This is a genomic window from Microbacterium sufflavum, from assembly GCF_023091155.1.
GTDB lineage: Bacteria > Actinomycetota > Actinomycetes > Actinomycetales > Microbacteriaceae > Microbacterium > Microbacterium sufflavum.
Genome location: NZ_JAHWXK010000001.1, coordinates 234,330 through 254,668, shown reverse-complemented (window position 1 = coordinate 254,668; position 20,339 = coordinate 234,330). Strand labels below are relative to the sequence as shown.

22 protein-coding genes are annotated in these 20,339 nt (G+C 67.7%); 20 read left to right on the top strand and 2 right to left on the bottom strand.

Annotated elements, in window-relative coordinates:
- The first annotated feature begins 9 nt into the window (after positions 1-9).
- Genes KZC56_RS01315 through KZC56_RS01305 form a run of 3 tightly spaced genes read left to right on the top strand, consistent with a single transcriptional unit; the run spans position 10 to position 3,523 of the window.
- Positions 10-1,383: an FAD-dependent oxidoreductase gene (locus tag KZC56_RS01315; protein ID WP_136028853.1), complete on the top strand. Its 1,374-nt coding sequence runs from the start codon at positions 10-12 to the stop codon at positions 1,381-1,383.
- Positions 1,384-1,443: 60 nt separating this feature from the next.
- A complete protein-coding gene (locus KZC56_RS01310) occupies positions 1,444-2,475 on the top strand; it encodes a hypothetical protein (protein ID WP_247637666.1) in 1,032 nt (343 codons plus the stop codon).
- A 37-nt stretch (positions 2,476-2,512) separates the two neighbouring features.
- Positions 2,513-3,523 carry an alpha/beta hydrolase gene (locus KZC56_RS01305; protein ID WP_136028857.1) on the top strand — a complete coding sequence of 337 codons (1,011 nt, stop codon included), beginning with the start codon at positions 2,513-2,515 and terminating at the stop codon, positions 3,521-3,523.
- On the opposite strand, the gene KZC56_RS01300 is transcribed toward KZC56_RS01305, so the two are convergent.
- Both KZC56_RS01300 and KZC56_RS01295 read right to left on the bottom strand, forming a co-directional pair.
- Positions 3,514-4,146 (bottom strand): GntR family transcriptional regulator, encoded by a 633-nt coding sequence (locus KZC56_RS01300; protein WP_136028859.1) that lies wholly within the window; start codon positions 4,144-4,146, stop codon positions 3,514-3,516. The genes KZC56_RS01305 and KZC56_RS01300 overlap by 10 nt on opposite strands.
- Before the next feature lie 407 nt (positions 4,147-4,553).
- The gene (locus KZC56_RS01295) at positions 4,554-5,042 is read right to left on the bottom strand and encodes a YajQ family cyclic di-GMP-binding protein (RefSeq protein WP_136035747.1); all 489 of its coding nucleotides are present in this window, start codon (positions 5,040-5,042) and stop codon (positions 4,554-4,556) included.
- Positions 5,043-5,231: 189 nt separating this feature from the next.
- On the opposite strand from KZC56_RS01295, the gene KZC56_RS01290 reads away from it, so the two are divergent.
- The 17 genes from KZC56_RS01290 (at position 5,232) to rplB (ending at position 20,333) form a co-directional block, all read left to right on the top strand.
- Positions 5,232-6,440, top strand: a complete 1,209-nt coding sequence (locus tag KZC56_RS01290; RefSeq protein WP_247637665.1) for a sugar ABC transporter substrate-binding protein — start codon at positions 5,232-5,234, stop codon at positions 6,438-6,440.
- A gap of 72 nt (positions 6,441-6,512) precedes the next feature.
- On the top strand, positions 6,513-8,117 hold the full coding sequence (locus KZC56_RS01285; protein WP_247637664.1) for an ABC transporter permease subunit: 1,605 nt from the start codon (positions 6,513-6,515) through the stop codon (positions 8,115-8,117).
- 1 nt (position 8,118) lies between these two features.
- Positions 8,119-9,021 carry a sugar ABC transporter permease gene (locus KZC56_RS01280; RefSeq protein ID WP_136028866.1) on the top strand — a complete coding sequence of 301 codons (903 nt, stop codon included), beginning with the start codon at positions 8,119-8,121 and terminating at the stop codon, positions 9,019-9,021.
- Positions 9,022-9,090: 69 nt separating this feature from the next.
- On the top strand, positions 9,091-9,243 hold the full coding sequence (locus tag KZC56_RS01275; RefSeq protein WP_168387200.1) for a hypothetical protein: 153 nt from the start codon (positions 9,091-9,093) through the stop codon (positions 9,241-9,243).
- A 117-nt stretch (positions 9,244-9,360) separates the two neighbouring features.
- Positions 9,361-10,503, top strand: coding sequence for an acyltransferase family protein (locus KZC56_RS01270; RefSeq protein WP_247637663.1), 1,143 nt, complete (start codon positions 9,361-9,363; stop codon positions 10,501-10,503).
- Positions 10,504-10,568: 65 nt separating this feature from the next.
- Entirely contained in the window at positions 10,569-11,003 is a 435-nt protein-coding gene (locus KZC56_RS01265; RefSeq protein ID WP_206252865.1) for a DUF6121 family protein, read from the top strand.
- 49 nt (positions 11,004-11,052) lie between these two features.
- On the top strand, positions 11,053-11,700 hold the full coding sequence (locus KZC56_RS01260; RefSeq protein WP_205812819.1) for a spermidine/putrescine ABC transporter substrate-binding protein: 648 nt from the start codon (positions 11,053-11,055) through the stop codon (positions 11,698-11,700).
- A 217-nt stretch (positions 11,701-11,917) separates the two neighbouring features.
- Positions 11,918-12,286 (top strand): 30S ribosomal protein S12, encoded by a 369-nt coding sequence (gene rpsL, locus KZC56_RS01255; RefSeq protein WP_013584051.1) that lies wholly within the window; start codon positions 11,918-11,920, stop codon positions 12,284-12,286.
- A gap of 5 nt (positions 12,287-12,291) precedes the next feature.
- Complete coding sequence (gene rpsG, locus KZC56_RS01250; RefSeq protein WP_017201608.1) at positions 12,292-12,762, top strand: 30S ribosomal protein S7; 471 nt, start codon at positions 12,292-12,294, stop codon at positions 12,760-12,762.
- An 87-nt stretch (positions 12,763-12,849) separates the two neighbouring features.
- The gene (gene fusA / locus KZC56_RS01245) at positions 12,850-14,964 is read left to right on the top strand and encodes an elongation factor G (RefSeq protein WP_136028870.1); all 2,115 of its coding nucleotides are present in this window, start codon (positions 12,850-12,852) and stop codon (positions 14,962-14,964) included.
- 148 nt (positions 14,965-15,112) lie between these two features.
- The gene (tuf, locus tag KZC56_RS01240; protein WP_136028873.1) at positions 15,113-16,303 is read left to right on the top strand and encodes an elongation factor Tu; all 1,191 of its coding nucleotides are present in this window, start codon (positions 15,113-15,115) and stop codon (positions 16,301-16,303) included.
- A gap of 154 nt (positions 16,304-16,457) precedes the next feature.
- A complete protein-coding gene (locus KZC56_RS01235) occupies positions 16,458-16,670 on the top strand; it encodes a hypothetical protein (RefSeq protein WP_105723378.1) in 213 nt (70 codons plus the stop codon).
- An 841-nt stretch (positions 16,671-17,511) separates the two neighbouring features.
- A complete protein-coding gene (rpsJ, locus tag KZC56_RS01230; protein WP_017201594.1) occupies positions 17,512-17,820 on the top strand; it encodes a 30S ribosomal protein S10 in 309 nt (102 codons plus the stop codon).
- 8 nt (positions 17,821-17,828) lie between these two features.
- Positions 17,829-18,488, top strand: coding sequence for a 50S ribosomal protein L3 (rplC, locus tag KZC56_RS01225; protein WP_136028875.1), 660 nt, complete (start codon positions 17,829-17,831; stop codon positions 18,486-18,488).
- Positions 18,489-18,490: 2 nt separating this feature from the next.
- Entirely contained in the window at positions 18,491-19,153 is a 663-nt protein-coding gene (gene rplD / locus KZC56_RS01220) for a 50S ribosomal protein L4 (RefSeq protein WP_136028877.1), read from the top strand.
- Positions 19,150-19,473, top strand: coding sequence for a 50S ribosomal protein L23 (rplW, locus tag KZC56_RS01215; RefSeq protein ID WP_025102406.1), 324 nt, complete (start codon positions 19,150-19,152; stop codon positions 19,471-19,473). Before rplD ends, rplW begins: the two co-directional genes overlap by 4 nt.
- 20 nt (positions 19,474-19,493) lie before the next feature.
- Positions 19,494-20,333, top strand: a complete 840-nt coding sequence (rplB, locus tag KZC56_RS01210; RefSeq protein ID WP_136028879.1) for a 50S ribosomal protein L2 — start codon at positions 19,494-19,496, stop codon at positions 20,331-20,333.
- The last annotated feature ends 6 nt before the right edge of the window (positions 20,334-20,339 follow it).

Genomic DNA, 20,339 nt, shown 5'->3' with positions numbered 1-20,339 from the left:
AGGACCTCCATGACCAAGCTCCGACTGGCCATCGTCGGCGCCGGCCCCGCCGGTATCTACGCCGCGGACATCCTGCTGAAGGCCGAGCGCAAGTTCGACGTCTCGATCGACCTGTTCGAGCAGCTGCCGGCCCCCTACGGGTTGGTGCGGTACGGGGTCGCCCCGGACCACCCGCGCATCAAGGGCATCATCACGGCCCTCCGCGATGTGCTCGACCGCGGCGACATCCGCCTGTTCGGCAACGTGCGCTTCGGCGAGGACATCACGCTGGACGACCTCAAGCGGCACTATCACGCGGTGATCTTCGCGACGGGCGCGATCCGCGACACCTCCCTCGACATCCCGGGCATCGATGCGGTCGGATCGTACGGCGCCGCCGACTACGTGAGCTGGTTCGACGGCCACCCCGACGTGCCGCGCGAGTGGCCTCTCGACGCGGAGTCGGTCGCGGTGCTCGGCAACGGCAACGTGGCGCTCGACGTGTCGCGCATGCTGGCCAAGCACGCGGAGGACCTGCTGGTGACCGAGGTCCCGGAGAACGTGTACGAGGGGCTGAAGGCGAGCGCTGTCACCGACGTGCACGTGTTCGGTCGCCGCGGTCCGGCCCAGGTCAAGTTCACCCCGTTGGAGCTGCGCGAGCTCGGGGAGCTGCGCGACGTCGACATGGTCGTGTACGACGAGGACTTCGACTACGACGAGGCGGCGCGCGACGCGATCGCCAGCAACAAGCAGGTCATGGTGATCGACCGCATCCTGCAGTCGTGGCGCAAGCGCGACTCCGTCAACAACGCGGGGGGAACGGCCTCGCGCCGCCTGCACCTGCACTTCTGGGCGAAGCCGGTCGAGGTGCGCAAAGACGACCAGGGCCGCGTCGCCGCCCTGGTGTACGAGCGCACGAAGCCCGACGGGCAGGGTGGCGCGATCGGCACGGGCGAGCTCCGTGAGGTCCCGGTGCAGGCGCTGTACCGCGCGATCGGCTACTTCGGCTCCCCGCTCCCCGGTGTTCCGTTCGACAAGAAGCACGGCGTGATCCCGAACCGCGAGGGTCAGGTGCTGGCGAAGGACTCCAACGAGCGCGTGCCCGGCGTCTATGCGACGGGATGGATCAAGCGCGGACCTGTCGGGCTGATCGGGCACACGAAGTCCGACGCCATGGAGACCGTGCGGCACGTCATCAACGACCAGGGCTCCTGGTGGCACCCGGAGGATCCGTCGGAGGAGGCCATCCCGGCGCTGCTGGCCGAGCGCGGCGTCGCGTGGACCGACCTCGACGGGTGGCACCGCCTCGACGAGCACGAGATCGCGTTGGGCGCCCCGCACGAGCGCGCCCGCGTGAAGGTCGTGCCGCGCGAGGAGATGGTGCGGGTGTCGCGGGGCGAGTGACCCGCCCGGATCGCCGCAGCGCGCCCGGGTCGGAGGAGCACTCCGCCCTAGGCTGAGGGCATGCGACACCGCCCCCTCCTGGCCCTCGCGGCCGTGACCGTGCTGCTGCTCTCCGGATGCGCGCCGGAGCCTGAGCCCACCGAGACGTCGACGCCGTCGGCCTCGGCGTCGCCCACGCCGACGACGGATCCGATCGTCGCCCCGACGCCGGCGTTCGATGTGAGCTGCACCGACGTGGCCGCCGAGATGACCGCCGCCACCGGTGAACCGGCCGGCGAGGTCGCGGAGGTGCTGGGGGTGTGGTCGGCGCCGAGCTGGTATCCGGGACCCGCACAGCACATGTTCCAGCGGGCGGGCGGCATCGCGTGCTCGTCCGGTACGAGCGAGCGCAACTGGGAGGTCTCGGTCGCACCGGGCGCGACAGCCCTGATCGAGGGCGCGGAGTCGCGCGGTGGCTACGCGGGTGAGGAGGCGCGCTGCGAGGTCGGCGGGTACTGCTTCTTCCAGGTCGTGGAGGGCGAGGTGCTGGTGTCCGGGGCTGTCGTCGATCCGGCGCTCGGCCCGGACGATGCGCCGGCGATCAAGGAGGGACTGCGTCGCATCGGCGCGGCCGCCGCGGCGTCGCTGCGTGAGGTCGTGGTGCCGGAGAGCGCGATCGCGGGCGTGGAGTGCTCGCGGTTCCTCACCGACGTCGAGTTCGGTGAGCAGCTCGGCACCGACGTGCACGTGATCGACGGCTTCGGCGGGTGGTCCATCCCGGCCGAGGTGTACCAGACGGTGAACGGTTCCCGCATCTGCTACTACGCTTCGGGCGACGACGAATACAGCGCGCAGGGCTACCTGATGCTCACGACACTGCCCGGAGGGGCGTGGGCGTTCGAGCGGATCGAGGGCGAGAAGCCGGTGGAGGTCGCGGGCGCGGATGCCGCGCTCACGGGTGTGGACGAGCAGGGCCGCACGGTGCTCGACGTCCGTATCGGGACGGATTGGCTGCGGCTGATCACCTTCCAGGGATCGGGCATCAGCGACCTCGCGCCGCTCGCGTCGACCATCGTGGAGAACTTCGGTGTCGGTCGCCCGGGCGGTCAGTAGCCCCGTGGGCTAGCCTGGCGGCGACGGGGGGAGACGCATGGCCGAGTGGATCCCGGATGTGCTGGGCGAGGAGTTCGAGCAGCTGACGCTCGACCTCGGCGTCGATGACCAGGGACCCGTGGTCGCCACACTGGTGCGTGCGCTGCCCGCGCCGTCCGGCTGGTGGGATCGGGCCAGGGGGCGTCGGCGCCCGCTCGAGGGCGTGGACGTGCTCTACATCCACGGCTGGTCGGACTACTTCTTCCAGAAGCGGCTGGCGCGCTTCTGGACGGCTCGCGGGGCGCGCTTCTTCGCGCTGGACCTGCGCAAGTACGGACGCAGTCTGCGCGAGGGCCAGACCCCGGGGTACATCAGCGACCTGGCGACCTATGACGAGGACATCGCCGCCGCACTGACGGCGATGGGCCGAGGTGAGGGGGGAGAGGAGTCCGCACGGCGGCTGGTCCTCCTCGGTCACTCGACCGGCGGGCTCACGTTGAGCCTGTGGGCGTCCCGGCACCCGCACACCGCGGACGCCCTCATCCTGAACAGTCCGTGGTTGGAGTTCCAGTTCGCCCCCGTCCGCGCGGCGATCGCGCCGATGGTCGAGTTCCAGGCGCGGATCCGGCCGCTGGACGCGGCGCCCCAGGTCGACCTCGGCTACTACACCAGGGCCCAGCAGGAGGTGGCCGACCCCGACGACCCGATGGACGTGAACCTCGCCTGGCGTCCGGTGCAGACCATGGCCGTGTACGCCGGCTGGTTGAACGCGATCCTGTCGGGCCATCGGACGGTGGCGGCAGGGCTGTCGATCGAGGCACCGGTGTGCGTGCTGCTGTCGGCGCGTTTCGTCCCGCCGACGCGATGGTCGGACGACCTCACGTCGGCGGATTCGGTGCTCGTGGTCGATGACATCGCCCGTGCAGCGCTCCGGCTGGGCTCGACGGTGACCGTCGAGCGTATCGACGGAGCGCTGCACGACGTGTTCCTGTCGCGACACGCGGCCCGTGAGGACGCGTATCGACGCCTGGACCGCTGGGTGGTCGGCTGGAGGGCCGCTCAGACGTAGTACATCGCACGGGCCAGGCGTTCCGCCTCGTCCCCGTTGCCCCGCGTGACGGCGATCTCGAAGTCGTCGTACACCTGTCGCATGCGCTCACGGTCTCCGCGAGGGACCACCCACGCGCGCAGGTTGCGGGCGAGGGCGACGTCGACGTCGGTGATCAGCATGCGGTGCTGGTGGTTGCCGCTGTGCTCCGCGAGATACGCGAACACGGCCCACCGCGCACTCGAGGTCGATGCCCCGTCGCGCAGCGTGCGGCGCACCTCTTCCATCAGGCGGACGACCCGCTGGCGCTCCGCCGGGCTGAGCCGTGGCACGGCCATCCGGGCGGCGATGCCCGCCTGGTACCCGGCGAACTCGAGCGACTGCGTCACGACGGCCGCCGTCACCGCGGTCACCTCGGTGTACCGACTCGGGTACATCGTCACGAGCCCGAGTCTCTCGAGTCGCTGCAGCGCCTCTCGGACCGGGGTCCGGGAGACGTGGAGCTCATCGGCCACGTCGACGTCGCGGATGCGCTCGCCCTCCCCCAGTTCGCCCTCGACGATGAGTCTTCCGATGTGGTGGAAGACCTCGTCGGCGAGGAGTTGCTTGCTTTCTCCGATGGTCTTCGTCTCGACGTGCCCCATGGACCAGCCCCCAGTTTCACTTCTTGTCACGGTTCCGCGGCCCCCCGTGTGGCGGTGGGGCCGGCGACTCCGTGCCGATCTTTCTCACCTGCGGATCCGATGTTCGTGGGGGCGGGCAGCGGGCCGGTGAGCTGTTCTTTCTTCCTTCACCGTGGTGCGGGCACTTCGGATCCGGTGACGCGAGCCCGCGGTGCCTGCACCCTCGTCCCCACGAGAGCGCCTGCGAATCTCGGGCACCTCGTTCCGCGCGGGCGGCGTGCAACAAGGGCGTCCATGGCTCCGACGGATCGGGGCCGCTTCCAGTCTTGGTCAAGCACACCGATATCTCGATATGCGTTGACCGGGGAAAGTCGGAGCGCACGCGAAAGGGGACCCGGCGACGCCGGATCCCCTCTGTGCCGCGCGACCTAGCGGTAGTTGACGAACTGCAGGTCGATGTCGAGGTCGGAGCCCTTCAGGAGAGCGATCACGGCCTGGAGGTCGTCGCGGCTCTTCGACTGCACGCGCAGCTCGTCGCCCTGGATCTGGCTCTTCACGCCCTTGGGTCCCTCGTCGCGGATGATCTTGCCGATCTTCTTCGCGTTCTCCGACGAGATCCCGTCCTTGAGGCTGGAGACGATGCGGAACTCCTTGCCGCTCGCGAACGGCTCGCCCGAGTCCAGGCTCTTCAGGGAGATGCCCCGCTTGATGAGCTTCGACTGGAACACGTCGAGCACGGCCTTCGCGCGCTCCTCCGAGCTCGCCGTGATGAGGACCTGCTCCCCGCTCCACGCGATGGATGCCCCGGTGCCCTTGAAGTCGTAGCGCTGCTCGACCTCTTTCCGTGCCTGGTTCAGGGCGTTCTCGGCCTCCTGATGATCCACTTTCGAGACGATGTCAAAGGAACTGTCAGCCATACAGGCAGTGTATCGAGCAGCCCTCGCGACGACAGGCGTGGAAGCGTTTTCAGTCGGGTGCCGCCCCGCGTGCCCCATCACAGGTTGATATCGACGCTGCTCTCGATTGCGATCCCGCTCCTGATCGATGCATACTGTAAGCGCTTGCAGTCCTTGCAGGTTGAACAGCATTGAGAGAGGCACACACCAATGAAGGTGAACAAGAGGGGCGTGCTCGCCGCGGGCGCGATCGCCATCGTTTCGACTCTGACGCTCGCCGGCTGCTCCGCGGGGACCAGCGGCGGATCCTCCTCCGGCGGCGACGACAGCGGCTCGCTCACGGTCTGGGTCGACGCCGAACGCGTCGACGCCCTCCAGGGTGCGGCCGACGCCTATCAGGACAAGACCGGCGTCAAGGTCGAGCTGGTCGGCAAGTCCGTCGACGACATGAAGGACGACTTCATCCAGCAGGTGCCGACGGGCAAGGGCCCTGACATCGTGATGGGCGCCCACGACTGGCTCGGCGAGCTGTCGACCAATGGCGTCGTCGCCCCGATCGAGCTCGGTGACAGCTCCGAGGACTACCTCCCGGTGGCCCTCCAGGCTGCGACCTACGACGGAACGGTCTACATGCTGCCGTACGCGGTCGAGAACATCGCCGTCCTGCGCAACGCCGACCTCGTGCCCCAGCCGGCCACCAGCTTCGATGACATGGTCTCGAAGGGGAAGTTCGTCGTCGAGCAGGGCACCGAGGGCAACCCCTACCACCTCTACCCGTTCCAGACCGCGTTCGGTGCCCCCGTCTTCGGCACCGATGACAGCGGCAGCTACGACCCGAGCGACCTGCAGCTCGGCAGCGAGGGCGGCTTCGCCTTCGCCGAGTGGCTGGGCGCGCAGGGTGCAGCCGGCACGCTCAACACCGACGTGGACGGCGAGATCGCGAAGCAGCAGTTCCTCGACGGCACGGCCGCGTTCTGGCTGACCGGCCCGTGGAACGTCGGCGCAGCCACCGAAGCCGGCATCAACGTCGCGATCGACCCGATCCCGAGCCCGACCGGCCAGACCGCCTCCCCGTTCGCGGGTGTGAAGGGCTTCTTCGTGAGCGCCGAGTCGAAGAACAAGGTCGCGGCGAACGACTTCCTCGTCAACTACATCGGCACCGAGGACGTGCAGCTCGAGCTGTTCAAGGCGGGCAACGTGCTGCCCGCCCTCACCGCTGCGGCCGACTCCGCGGCGTCCGACCCGATCATCGCCGGATTCCAGGCCGTGGGTGCCGACGCCGTCCCGATGCCGGCCATCCCCGCGATGGGCGCAGTGTGGCAGTACTGGGGTGTGGCCGAGGCCGCCATCATCAACGGTGCGGACCCGAAGGCGACGTGGCAGAAGCTCGTCGACGACGTGACCGCCGCGATCAAGTAACCGCCGCAACGGCACAGACCCTGCCGGAGCGGGCCGCACCGCCCGCTCCGGCAGGATCATGACGAGGACGACATGACAGACACCGACGAGCGCATCGCGCCTCCGACCAAACGACACCGCCAAGCCGCCGCCATCGCCGAAGCGGCGTCCCGACCGATCGGCTGGATGCTGCTGAAGATCCTGCTGCTGGCCATCGTCGACGCGATCGCGGTCTATGCGGCCTTCGTGCTCTTCGCGCACCGGGAGTGGCTGATCCTCGCGATCGTCGTCCTGGTGACGATCCTCGTCAACTACATCTACTTCTCGCGCCGGCGCGTCCCGGCGAAATACCTGACCCCCGGCATCATCTTCCTCGTCCTCTTCCAGGTGTTCACGCTGCTCTACACGGGATACATCGGGTTCACGAACTACGGCACCGGCCACAACGGCACCAAGGAGCAGGCGATCTCCTCGCTCCTTGCCTCCGCGCAGGAGCGCGTCGAGGACTCGCCGACCTACCCCGTGACCGTGGTCGAGCAGTTCGGCACCTACGGCTTCCTGGTGACCGACCCCGGCACGGGCGATGCGCTGCTCGGCACGGCCGACGAGCCGCTGCACGAGGTCGACGCCGACTTCCAGGGCGGGCAGGCGGTCGCGGTCGACGGGTGGACCACCCTTCCGCTCGCGACGGTGTTCACGCTGTCCGACCAGCTGGAGCAGCTCTCGGTGCCGTTCAGCGACGACCCGAACGACGGGAGCCTCCGCGCGCCGGACGGGCAGAAGGGCTACCTGTACGTCTCGACGCTCGCGTACGACGCGACGGCCGACACCATCACCGACACGGACACGGGCACCGTGTACCGCGACACGGGGGAGGGTGCGTTCACCGCGGAGAACGGCGATCAGCTCCTTCCCGGCTGGCAGACGACGGTCGGCTTCGACAACTTCGTACGCGCGGTGACGGACTCCTCGATCCGGGGTCCGCTCATCTCGGTCACCGTGTGGACGTTCGTCTTCGCCCTGGTCTCGGTGGCCTCCACGTTCTTCCTCGGGCTGTTGCTGGCGCTCGTGTTCAACAACACGCGGATGCGGTTCCGCAACGGCTACCGCATCATCCTGATCCTGCCGTATGCGTTCCCCGCGTTCCTCTCGGCGCTGGTGTGGGCCGGCATGATGAACGAGAGTTTCGGCTTCATCAACCAGGTGCTGTTCGGCGGTGCCGCGATCCCGTGGCTCACCGATCCCGTGCTGGCGAAGGTGTCGGTGCTCCTGGTGAACCTGTGGCTCGGGTTCCCATACATGTTCCTGGTGTGCATGGGCGCGCTGCAGGGCATCCCGGAGGACGTGAACGAGGCGGCCGTCATGGACGGGGCGAACGCCTGGCAGATCTTCCGGCGCATCAAGCTCCCCCTGCTGCTGGTGACGGTGGCCCCGCTGCTGATCTCGTCGTTCGCGTTCAACTTCAACAACTTCAACCTGATCTACATGCTGACCAAGGGGGGTCCCCGGTTCAGCGACGTGTCGATCCCGGTCGGCCACACCGACATCCTCATCTCGATGGTCTACAAGGTCGCCTTCACCGGGCAGACCCGCGACTACGGACTCGCCTCGGCGTTTACGATCCTGATCTTCATCGTGGTCGCGACCATCTCGATCATCAGCTTCCGCAAGACCAAGGCCCTCGAGGAGCTGAACTGACATGAGCACGACCAGCCCGACCGCCGCCCGTCCGGCTCCGCGCCGCCGCTCGTTCCGCGCCTGGTTCGCCGACACCGGCTGGCGGCACCTCGTCGCGATCGTCGTGAGCGCGTTCGCGCTCTTCCCACTGCTCTACGTGGTCTCGGCCTCGCTCAACCCGAAGGGCACCCTGACCGGTTCGAACCAGCTGTTCTCCGCCATCGGCATCGACAGCTACGTGCGCATCCTGAGCGACCCGCAGAACCCGTACGGCACCTGGTTCCTGAACACCCTGCTCATCGCGGTGGTCACCGGCGCCGTGACGGTGTTCATCGGAGCCTGCGCCGCGTATGCCTTCTCGCGCATGCGTTTCGCCGGGCGCCGCGTCGGTCTCGTCACGATCGTGGTGGTGCAGATGTTCCCGCAGCTGCTCGCGGTCGTCGCGATCTTCCTGCTCATGTCGACCATCGGCGACTGGTTCCCGGCGATCGGGTTGAACACCCATACCGGGCTGATCCTGGTCTACCTCGGTGGAGCGCTCGGGGTGAACACGTATCTGATGTACGGCTTCTTCAACACGATCCCCAAGGAGATCGACGAGGCGGCACGCATCGACGGCGCGGGTCACGCGCGCATCTTCTTCACGATCATCCTGCGCCTCGTCGCGCCCATCCTGGCCGTGGTCGGGCTGTTGTCGTTCATCGGCACGGTCAACGAGTACGTCATCGCGAGCGTCATGCTCGTCGACGTCGATCAGCAGACGCTCGTGGTCGGGCTCACCAAGCTCGTCGCCAATCCGCGCTACGCGGACTGGTCGGCCTTCAGCGCGGGCGCGGTCATGGCCGCGATCCCGGTGATGATCCTGTTCCTGTTCCTGCAGAAGTACATCGTGGGCGGTCTCACCGCCGGCGCCACGAAGGGCTGAGCCCTCCGGTCACCCGTCGCCTCGGCGTTGCACCCCGACGGCCGGCGGGGCGCGACGTACCCTGGCGACATGGCACGGGTGGGTGGTCGCAGCATCGGGATGAGCTGGGTGGCCGGGGTGATCTGCACCGTGATCATCGGCGGCCTGCTCTGGCTGTCGTTGCCGATGATGCCGGTGCTGGCGCAGTTCTTCGGCGACGCTCTGCGTTCCGCCCTGCCCTGATCCGCGGTTCCCCCCTTCCGCAGGCACCGACCCGGCGACACGTCGGCACGCCTCCGTGAGGGCCTGGACACGCGGCGGTACCCTCGCAGAGCACACATCGATGAGAGGCGCACCCCCATGAGTGATCCCGAGGCTCGTCAGCCCGAGAAGCCGCGCGACGTCGACGACGTCGTCGGTAGCGCGAACGCCGGTCTCGATGCTGCCGCCGCAGCCCGAGCGGACGTCGCCGGCTCCGACGCGGAGGCCGAGGCGGAGCGCACGCCCGCCGACGCGAACCCGGAGCGCCAGCACCCGCCGGTCGACCCCGATCTCGCCGCGTTCGAGACCGCCGAGCGCGACCACCCCGGCACCTTCAGCTCGACCGCTCCCGCCGCGGGCGCGGTACCCGTCGCCGACCGTGCGGCCGCCGCCGAGCAGCGAGCGGATTCCGACCGGCTCGCCGACGACCGCGGTGCCGAGCGTCTTCCCGCCGACCGGCTCGCGGGCGACCGTCCGGATGACCGCGTCGCGGACGATCGTCGCGACGCCGATGCGACCGCGGCCTTCCCGACTCCCGGGGCGGCCTCCTGGTCGCCACGTCACGAGGAGTCGTCCATGGCGGACACGGCATACGCCCCGCACTCCGACGACGCCGACACACGCATCGTCCCGTCGGAGCCGTACGTCGGGACAGCCGGCGCCGCCGCAGCTCAGCCTCAGCCGATCTTCGTTCAGGCTCCGGAGCCGCCGCGCGACCGCGGAAACCGCGGAACGGCCGGGGCGATCGGCCTCCTGGCGACGGTCGCCTTCGCCATCCTCTACCTCGGCACCGCGGTCGGCCTGCGCGCCATCGCCGGAGACGTCACGGGCGAGAACATCGGCGAGGCCTTCCTCGCGCCGCTGCTCACGTGGGGCTACTGGACCCCGGTCGTCGTGTTCTTCCTGGGCTTCTGGCTCCTCGGCGCGATCATCAACCGCGGCCGCTGGGGCCTCTGGGTGGTGTTCGGCATCATCGTCGGGCTCATCGCGTACGCGGGGCACATCCTCGGACAGCTCTTCGAGGCGCCGTTCTGGAAGCTCACCGCTTCGCAGGGCCTGGAGCTCGCGGGGGAGCAGCTGCTCGCCCCGCTCGCCATCGCTGCCTTCGTGTTCGCCAGGGAGCTGACCATCTGGTTCGGTGCCTGGGTGGCCCGCAGCGGCGCCCGCAAGACGGAGCTGAACGCCGAGGCGCAGCGCGAGTACGAGCGCACCCTCGAAGCCGGCCCGACGCTGGCGAGGTAGTCACGCACGCCACCACGCCGAACCCCCGCGGGCCCGAGTCCGCGGGGGTTTCGCCTGTCCTCGCGGTGGTGCTCGCCTCCATCGGGTTCTTCGCGCTGTCGGTGTTCGGGCTGGGCGCGCTGAGCGTGGCGACGGATCGGGACATCATCGCGGTGGAGGGCCTCGGCCAGGTGCCGGGTGTGGTGGGCATGATCCTGGCGGTGGTCGCGTTCGCTCTGTCGCTCGGCGCGACGCTGCGGCGCCGGCGTCCGTCGTTCGGCTCCGCGCTGGTGATCGCACTCCTCACCGCGCTGGTCCATCTCGCGACGCTGTGGATTGCGGTGCTGGCTGCCGCAGAGAGCCTCATCATCGCGACGGCCGTCGCGGGAGACCTCGTCCGGGGCGGCGCTAGCGCGGTGGTCCTGGTGGCGGCGGCGATCGCGGGCTGGAGCGGTATCGCCCTCCGTCGGACCCGCAGCGAACGTCCGCGATGGCCCTGGGAGCACGACGAGGGGGAGTGACCCCCCGCAAATCCGCGCGGGGAGCGGTGACGCGCCGTACGCTGGTGTCGTGGAGCGCTCACTGGAGACGCAGGTGGACCAGGCCGTCGAGGCGTGGCTGCGCTGGGTGCCGCGCTGGGAGCCGGCCACCCACCGCGGCCGGGTCGCGCCGTGCCGTCGCTGTCTCGGTTCGCCCATCCTCGCCGCGGCCGGGATCGCGGGCGACACACCCCACGGGGTGCAGCACGGGCTGTCGACGCGCATCAAGACGATCGTCGACCACGCGGTCGCGGACTACACGGCCCGCAACCTTCCGATGCTCCAGCGCGAGCTCGACAGCCAAGCGGCCAGGAACAGAGCACGCAGCTACCGCCCGACCGAGGACCTGGCTCCCGAGTTCGAGGGCCTGCCGCTCGACCCGGAGCCGGTTCCCGGCGCACCGTTCCTGTTCACGATCGCCGGTCTCGCCGACGACTCCGCGGCGGAGCTCCCGCCGCTGCCGCCCCTGTCGGAGGAGGCGAAGATCGCGCTACGGCAGGAAGTGGCCCTCGCCGACGAGTACGCGAACCTCATCGGCCGCGAGATCTGCGGCCTGCTGCTGCGCCACCGCGTCTCCATTCAGGCGGCGGTGTCCCAGCACGTCGAACCGCAGATCGAAGCCATGCTCGCCGAACTCACGGAGTCGCTCGACTCGCCGTTCGGCCCCGACGTGAGCTGAGCCGGCGGCGGCCGCCCTCATTTGACCGCGTTGGTTACGCGGCATTACACTTGATCAGGTGTGTGCACGTCCTGACGTGCGCGCTGGGCGTCGGCCCCATGCCGGTCCGCCCCCACGGCATACCCACCACACCAAAAGCTCGCCGGTTCCGGCGTGCCGGTGGGTCATGATGTGAAACCCATCACGCTGTCACCGTGCAGCACTATGAGGAGAGAACGTGCCAACCATTCAGCAGTTGGTTCGCAAGGGTCGCTCGCCCAAGGTCTCGAAGACCAAGGCGCCGGCGCTCAAGTCGAACCCGCAGCAGGCCGGGGTCTGCACCCGCGTCTACACCACCACCCCGAAGAAGCCGAACTCGGCGATGCGCAAGGTCGCCCGTGTGAAGCTCCGCAACGGGACCGAGGTCACCGCGTACATCCCCGGTGAGGGCCACAACCTGCAGGAGCACTCGCTGGTGCTCGTCCGCGGCGGTCGCGTGAAGGACCTCCCCGGTGTGCGTTACAAGATCGTCCGTGGCGCCCTGGACACCCAGGCCGTCAAGAACCGTAAGCAGGCTCGTTCCCGCTACGGCGCGAAGAAGGGTTGAGTTAGATGCCTCGTAAGGGTCCCGCCCCGAAGCGCCCCGTCGTCAACGACCCGGTCTACGGCGCACCGATCGTCACCTCGCTGGTGAACAAGATCCTCGTCGACGGCAAGAAGTCGCTGGCCGAGTCGATCGTCTACGGCGCCCTCCGCGGTGTCGAGGCGAAGAACGGTCAGGACGCCGTCGCCACGCTCAAGAAGGCGCTCGACAACGTGCGCCCCACGCTCGAGGTCCGCAGCCGCCGCGTCGGTGGCTCGACCTACCAGGTTCCGGTCGAGGTCAAGCCGCACCGCGCGAACACCCTCGCGCTGCGCTGGCTCGTGAGCTACGCGAAGGGTCGTCGTGAGAAGACGATGACCGAGCGTCTCCAGAACGAGATCCTGGACGCGTCGAACGGCCTCGGTGCCGCGGTCAAGCGCCGCGAGGACACCCACAAGATGGCCGAGTCGAACCGCGCGTTCGCTCACTACCGCTGGTAATCAGCTCGGCCCGTCCCTCGGCCACTCGCCGAGGGACGGGCACCCCCTCTTCGCAGTACGACTGTTCCAAAAGATAAGGACACTCCTGTGGCACAAGACGTGCTCACGGACCTGAGCAAGGTCCGCAACATCGGCATCATGGCGCACATCGATGCCGGCAAGACCACGACGACCGAGCGCATCCTGTTCTACACGGGCGTCAACCACAAGCTCGGCGAGACGCACGACGGCGCCTCGACCACCGACTGGATGGAGCAGGAGAAGGAGCGCGGCATCACGATCACGTCTGCCGCCGTGACCTGCTTCTGGAACAAGAACCAGATCAACATCATCGACACCCCCGGTCACGTGGACTTCACGGTCGAGGTGGAGCGCTCGCTCCGCGTCCTCGACGGTGCGGTCGCCGTGTTCGACGGCAAGGAGGGCGTGGAGCCCCAGTCCGAGACCGTGTGGCGTCAGGCCGACAAGTACAACGTCCCCCGCATCTGCTTCGTCAACAAGATGGACAAGCTCGGCGCGGACTTCTACTTCACGGTCGACACGATCATCAACCGCCTCGGTGCCAAGCCGCTCGTGCTGCAGCTCCCGATCGGTGCCGAGAACGACTTCGTCGGCGTCATCGACCTCGTGGAGATGCGCGCACTGGTGTGGCCCGGCGACGCCAAGGGTGACGTGACCATGGGCGCCTCGTACGAGGTGCAGGAGATCCCGGCCGACCTCAAGGACAAGGCTGAGGAGTACCGCCAGCAGCTGCTGGAGACGGTCGCGGAGACCGACGAGGAGCTTCTCGAGAAGTTCTTCGGCGGCGAGGAGCTGACGGTCGCAGAGATCAAGGGCGCCATCCGCAAGATGGTCATCGCCAGCGAGATCTACCCGGTGCTCTGCGGCTCGGCGTTCAAGAACCGCGGCGTGCAGCCGATGCTGGACGCCGTCGTCGACTACCTCCCGTCCCCGCTGGACGTGCCCGCCATCGAGGCGCACGACCCGAAGGACGAGGAGAAGATCATCGAGCGTCACCCCGACGCGAAGGACCCGTTCGCGGCCCTGGCCTTCAAGGTCGCCGTGCACCCGTTCTTCGGTCGCCTGACGTACGTGCGCGTCTACTCGGGTGAGCTCGAGTCGGGCGCTCAGGTCATCAACTCGACCAAGGGCAAGAAGGAGCGCATCGGGAAGATCTTCCAGATGCACGCCAACAAGGAGAACCCGGTCGACAAGCTGACCGCCGGCAACATCTACGCCGTGATCGGACTGAAGGACACCACCACCGGTGACACCCTGGCCGACCCGCAGCAGCCGGTCGTGCTCGAGTCGATGACGTTCCCGGAGCCGGTGATCGAGGTCGCCATCGAGCCGAAGACCAAGGCCGACCAGGAGAAACTGGGTCTCGCCATCCAGAAGCTCGCTGAGGAGGACCCGACCTTCCGCACGGAGCTCAACCCCGAGACCGGTCAGACGACCATCAAGGGCATGGGCGAGCTGCACCTCGACATCCTCGTCGACCGCATGAAGCGCGAGTTCCGCGTCGAGGCGAACGTGGGCAAGCCGCAGGTGGCGTACCGCGAGACGATCCGCAAGGCCGTCGAGAAGCACGACTACACGCACAAGAAGCAGACCGGTGGTTCGGGTCAGTTCGCCAAGATCCAGTTCAACATCGAGCCGCTCGAGCTCGACGGCGAGAAGACGTACGAGTTCGTGAACGCGGTCACGGGTGGCCGCATCCCGCGCGAGTACATCGGCTCGATCGACGCCGGTTTCCAGGACGCGATGAACGTCGGTGTCCTGGCGGGCTACCCGATGGTGGGCGTCAAGGCGACCATCGTCGACGGTGCGGCACACGACGTCGACTCCTCGGAGATGGCGTTCAAGATCGCGGGCTCCATGGGCTTCAAGGAGGCCGCGCGTCGTGCCAACCCCGTGCTGCTCGAGCCGCTGATGGCCGTCGAGGTCCGTACTCCCGAGGAGTACATGGGCGACGTCATCGGTGACCTGAACTCGCGTCGTGGCCAGATCCAGTCGATGGAGGACGCCGCCGGCGTCAAGGTCGTGCGCGCTGCGGTGCCGCTGTCCGAGATGTTCGGCTACATCGGCGACCTGCGTTCGAAGACCTCCGGTCGCGCCGTCTACTCCATGGAGTTCGACAGCTACGCCGAGGTCCCGCGCGCGGTGGCCGACGAGATCGTCCAGAAGGCCAAGGGCGAGTAACACTTCCTGGGAACAGGGCCCGCCGTCCTGTTCCCAGGTCACCTACAATTTCACATTCCCTCTCTACTAAACTGAGAACCTAACCCGTAGAGAACCGGTCGCAAACCAGTGCCCGGCACCTCTACAACGACGTCCTGAGGAGGACCCAGTGGCTAAGGCCAAGTTCGAGCGGACCAAGCCGCACGTCAACATCGGAACGATCGGTCACGTCGACCACGGCAAGACCACGCTCTCCGCAGCGATCTCGAAGGTGCTTGCTGACAAGTACCCGTCCGACACGAACGTGCAGCGTGACTTCGCTTCCATCGACTCGGCGCCGGAAGAGCGCCAGCGTGGTATCACGATCAACATCTCGCACATCGAGTACGAGACCCCGAAGCGCCACTACGCGCACGTCGACGCTCCCGGCCACGCCGACTACGTCAAGAACATGATCACGGGTGCGGCTCAGATGGACGGCGCGATCCTCGTGGTCGCCGCCACCGACGGCCCGATGGCCCAGACGCGCGAGCACGTGCTGCTCGCCAAGCAGGTCGGCGTTCCCTACCTGCTGGTCGCGCTGAACAAGTCGGACGCGGTCGACGACGAGGAGATCCTGGAGCTCGTCGAGCTCGAGGTCCGCGAGCTGCTCGCCGGCCAGGGCTTCGACGAGGACGCTCCTGTCGTCCGCGTCTCCGCTCTCAAGGCTCTCGAGGGCGACGAGAAGTGGACCCAGGCGATCCTGGACCTGATGCAGGCTGTCGACGACAGCGTTCCGGACCCGGAGCGTGACCGTGACAAGCCCTTCCTCATGCCCGTCGAGGACGTCTTCACGATCACCGGTCGTGGCACCGTCGTCACGGGTCGCGCCGAGCGTGGCACGCTGGCCATCAACTCCGAGGTCGAGATCGTGGGTCTGCGTCCGACGCAGAAGACGACCGTCACCGGTATCGAGATGTTCCACAAGCAGCTCGACGAGGCCTGGGCCGGCGAGAACTGTGGTCTGCTCCTCCGCGGCACCAAGCGCGAGGACGTGGAGCGTGGCCAGGTCATCGTGAAGCCGGGTTCGGTTACGCCGCACACCGACTTCGAGGGCACCGCGTACATCCTGTCCAAGGACGAGGGTGGCCGCCACAACCCCTTCTACACGAACTACCGCCCGCAGTTCTACTTCCGCACCACGGACGTCACCGGCGTCATCTCGCTGCCCGAGGGCACCGAGATGGTCATGCCCGGCGACACCACCGACATGACGGTCGAGCTGATCCAGCCGATCGCCATGGAGGAGGGCCTCGGCTTCGCCATCCGTGAGGGTGGTCGTACGGTCGGCGCCGGTACGGTGACGAAGATCATCAAGTAAGCATCTGCTTCCTCGCAAAGGGGTCGGACCTTCGGGTCCGGCCTCTTTGTCGTTTTCCACGCTCTAATCGGGCTTCCGCGGGCGGGGGAGGGCATGCACAATGAGTGTGTCCGGTCTCATCGGCCGGACACACACACCTCCGAAGGGGAGCCACATGGGTATCGACGACGCCGTGAACAAGGGCAAGGACCTGTACGAGCAGAACAAGGACAAGATCGCCGAGGCCGTCAAGAGCGAGCAGGCCGAGGACATCAGCGACAAGGTGCTCGACGGTGTCGCCGACTTCGCCAAGAAGATCGCTCCCGGTGCGGCCGACAAGATCGACGAGATCCGTGACAGCGCGGACAAGGCGGTCGGCAACGAGTAGCCCGAGATCGTTCACGAGCGGCGCTTCCTCCGAGGGGCGCCGCTCTTCTCGTACCCGGGCGCTCTGGAATCTCGGCACGCGCGAGCGCGAACTGGCGAACTGACGGAGAGATCGAGTAGGATGATGCAGACCGCCTGGGGATCTTGCGGTCGGGGAAACCGAAGGGGTTCGGTTTCCTGAAGCACGCGGTTCTACCGCGTTCACACTGGGGAAAACGATCTTGGGGATCATCGTGCGACGCGCGCACTCTTTGCGCCAGAGCGTCTCCCCGCCTGCGCGGCGGGTCTTCCGCCGTGCCCTCGGTCGAGGCGTCCGGCGTCCCTTCACGCTGGGCACCTCGCGTTCGGTGTGCCCCCTCGCACTGAACGCCCTCCCCAAGCGGGGCGAGGCATGGGGATGCCTCGCCCCGCGCTCCACTCGGGCCTGAGACGAGCTGCAGACCCCCGCCGAAGAGGGCGGACACGAGGCGCGACACGCCCGGGTTTGCAGAAGTGAAATCGCCCGTGGCAGAATAGACAGGTTCGATATTCCGTCGCCGCTGTGCGTGCGCCGGATCACTGCCAGGGCAGTGCATAGACGGTGCCTCTTCGGAAGCGCAGGGTTCTAGGCCGCGGGTAGCAGAACACAATCCCGACACCTTCATCTCGAGGGCATCGCCGTGCGCGGCGAGGGTCGGGCATCCGTTCGCCTCCGGGCGTCCGGCTGACAGCAGAACAGTGGTGCAGCAGATCGGTTCGCAGAGCCGTTCTCGTGCCGAGGCGCAATCCGCGCCGACGTGCGTCCAATGCCCCAGGGCCACCCGGTCCAGGACGGTACGACGCTTATAGAGAGAGAGCAGACAATGGCGGGACAGAAGATCCGCATTCGCCTGAAGTCGTATGACCACGAGGTCATCGACACGTCCGCACGCAAGATCGTCGACACCGTGACCCGTGCGGGCGCGACTGTCGTCGGACCCGTGCCCCTTCCGACCGAGAAGAACGTCGTGTGCGTCATCCGGTCGCCCCACAAGTACAAGGACAGCCGCGAGCACTTCGAGATGCGCACCCACAAGCGTCTGATCGACATCGTCGACCCGACGCCCAAGGCCGTCGACTCGCTGATGCGCCTCGACCTGCCGGCCGACGTCAACATCGAGATCAAGCTCTGAGGTTCGACATGGCTGACATCAACTCCAAGGTTTCCAAGGGCATGCTGGGCACGAAGCTCGGCATGACCCAGGTGTGGAACGAGAACGGCAAGCTCGTTCCCGTCACCGTCATCGAGCTCGCGCCGAACGTGGTCACGCAGATCCGTACGCCCGAGAAGGACGGCTACAACGCCGTGCAGATCGCGTACGGCCAGATCGACCCCCGCAAGGTGAACAAGCCCCTCTCGGCTCACTTCGAGGCAGCCGGCGTCACGCCGCGTCGCCACGTGACCGAGATCCGCACGGCCGACGCCGCCGACTACTCGCTGGGCCAGGAGCTCACGGTGGACGGCACGTTCGAGGCCGGCCAGCTCGTCGACGTCGTCGGCACGAGCAAGGGCAAGGGCACCGCCGGTGTCATGAAGCGCCACAACTTCAAGGGCGTCTCCGCCTCGCACGGTGCGCACCGCAACCACCGCAAGCCCGGTTCGATCGGCGCCTCGTCGACCCCGAGCCGTGTCTTCAAGGGCATGCGCATGGCCGGCCGTATGGGTGGCGAGCGCGTGACCGTCCTCAACCTCACGGTGCACGCCATCGACATCGAGAAGGGTCTGATGCTCGTCAAGGGCGCCGTCCCCGGTGCTCGTGGCCGCATCGTCTACGTCCGCAACGCAGTGAAGGGTGCCTGATCATGGCTGACTCCACTCTCGCGCTCGACGTCCTCAAGGCAGACGGCAAGAAGGCTGGCTCGGTCGAGCTGCCCGCCGCTCTGTTCGACGTCAAGACGAACATCCCGCTCATCCACCAGGTCGTCGTCGCGCAGCTCGCGGCGGCTCGCCAGGGCACGCACTCGACCAAGCGTCGTGGCGAGGTCTCCGGCGCCGGCCGCAAGCCCTTCAAGCAGAAGGGCACGGGTAACGCCCGTCAGGGCTCGATCCGCGCGCCGCACATGACCGGCGGTGGCATCGTCCACGGCCCGAAGCCGCGTGACTACTCGCAGCGCACGCCCAAGAAGATGATCGCGGCCGCCCTCCTCGGCGCGCTCAGCGACCGCTTCCGCGGCGACCGCCTGCACGCGATCGACACGTTCGGCACCGACGGTGCTCCGTCGACCAAGGCCGCCGCGGGCTTCCTCGCCCAGGTCGCCACGTCGAAGAACGTGCTCGTGGTCATCGAGCGCGGCGACGAGCTCGCGCTCAAGAGCCTGCGCAACCTCGGCAACGTGCACCTGCTGTCGTTCGACCAGCTCAACGCCTACGACGTTCTCGTCTCCGACGACATCGTCTTCACCCAGGCCGCGCTCGAGGGCTTCATCGCCTCCAAGTCCGGCGCCAACCAGGAGGTCTCCGCATGAGCGAGCAGGCATCTGTTCTCCAGACGGCCCTGAACAAGGACCCGCGCGACATCATCCTGAAGCCGGTCGTGTCCGAGAAGAGCTACGGGCTCATCGACGAGGGTAAGTACACCTTCCTCGTCGACCCGCGCGCTTCGAAGACCGAGATCAAGCTCGCCATCGAGAAGATCTTCGGTGTCAAGGTCGCGTCGGTCAACACGATCAACCGCGTCGGCAAGGCCCGTCGCACCCGCTTCGGCACGGGCAAGCGCAAGGACACCAAGCGCGCCATCGTGAGCCTGAAGTCGGGCACCATCGACATCTTCACGGCAATCGGCTGATCCGGGGGATAAGGACAATCATGGCTATTCGCAAGTACAAGCCCACGACCCCGGGCCGTCGCGGCTCGTCGGTGGCTGACTTCGCCGAGATCACCCGATCGACGCCGGAGAAGTCGCTGCTGCGCCCGCTCTCGAAGACCGGTGGTCGCAACAACCAGGGCCGCATCACGACCCGTCACATCGGTGGTGGCCACAAGCGCCAGTACCGCGTCATCGACTTCCGTCGCAATGACAAGGACGGCGTGAACGCCCGTGTCGCTCACATCGAGTACGACCCCAACCGCACCGCGCGCATCGCGCTCCTGCACTACTTCGACGGCGAGAAGCGCTACATCCTCGCGCCGGCGAAGCTGAACCAGGGCGACATCGTCGAGTCGGGCCCCGCGGCGGACATCAAGCCGGGAAACAACCTCCCGCTGAAGAACATCCCCACGGGTACCGTCATCCACGCCATCGAGCTCCGCCCCGGCGGCGGCGCGAAGATGGCGCGCTCGGCCGGTGCATCCGTCCGCCTCGTGGCGAAGGACGGCCCCTACGCCCAGCTGCGTCTGCCCTCCGGCGAGATCCGCAACGTCGATGCGCGCTGCCGCGCGACCATCGGCGAGGTCGGCAACGCCGAGCAGTCGAACATCAACTGGGGCAAGGCCGGCCGCATGCGCTGGAAGGGCGTCCGCCCGACCGTCCGTGGTGTCGCGATGAACCCGGTCGACCACCCGCACGGTGGTGGTGAGGGCAAGACGTCCGGTGGTCGTCACCCGGTCTCCCCGTGGGGTCAGGCCGAGGGTCGCACCCGTCACGCCAACAAGGAAAGCGACAAGTACATCGTGCGTCGTCGCAACGCCGGCAAGAAGCGCAAGTAGGAGTAA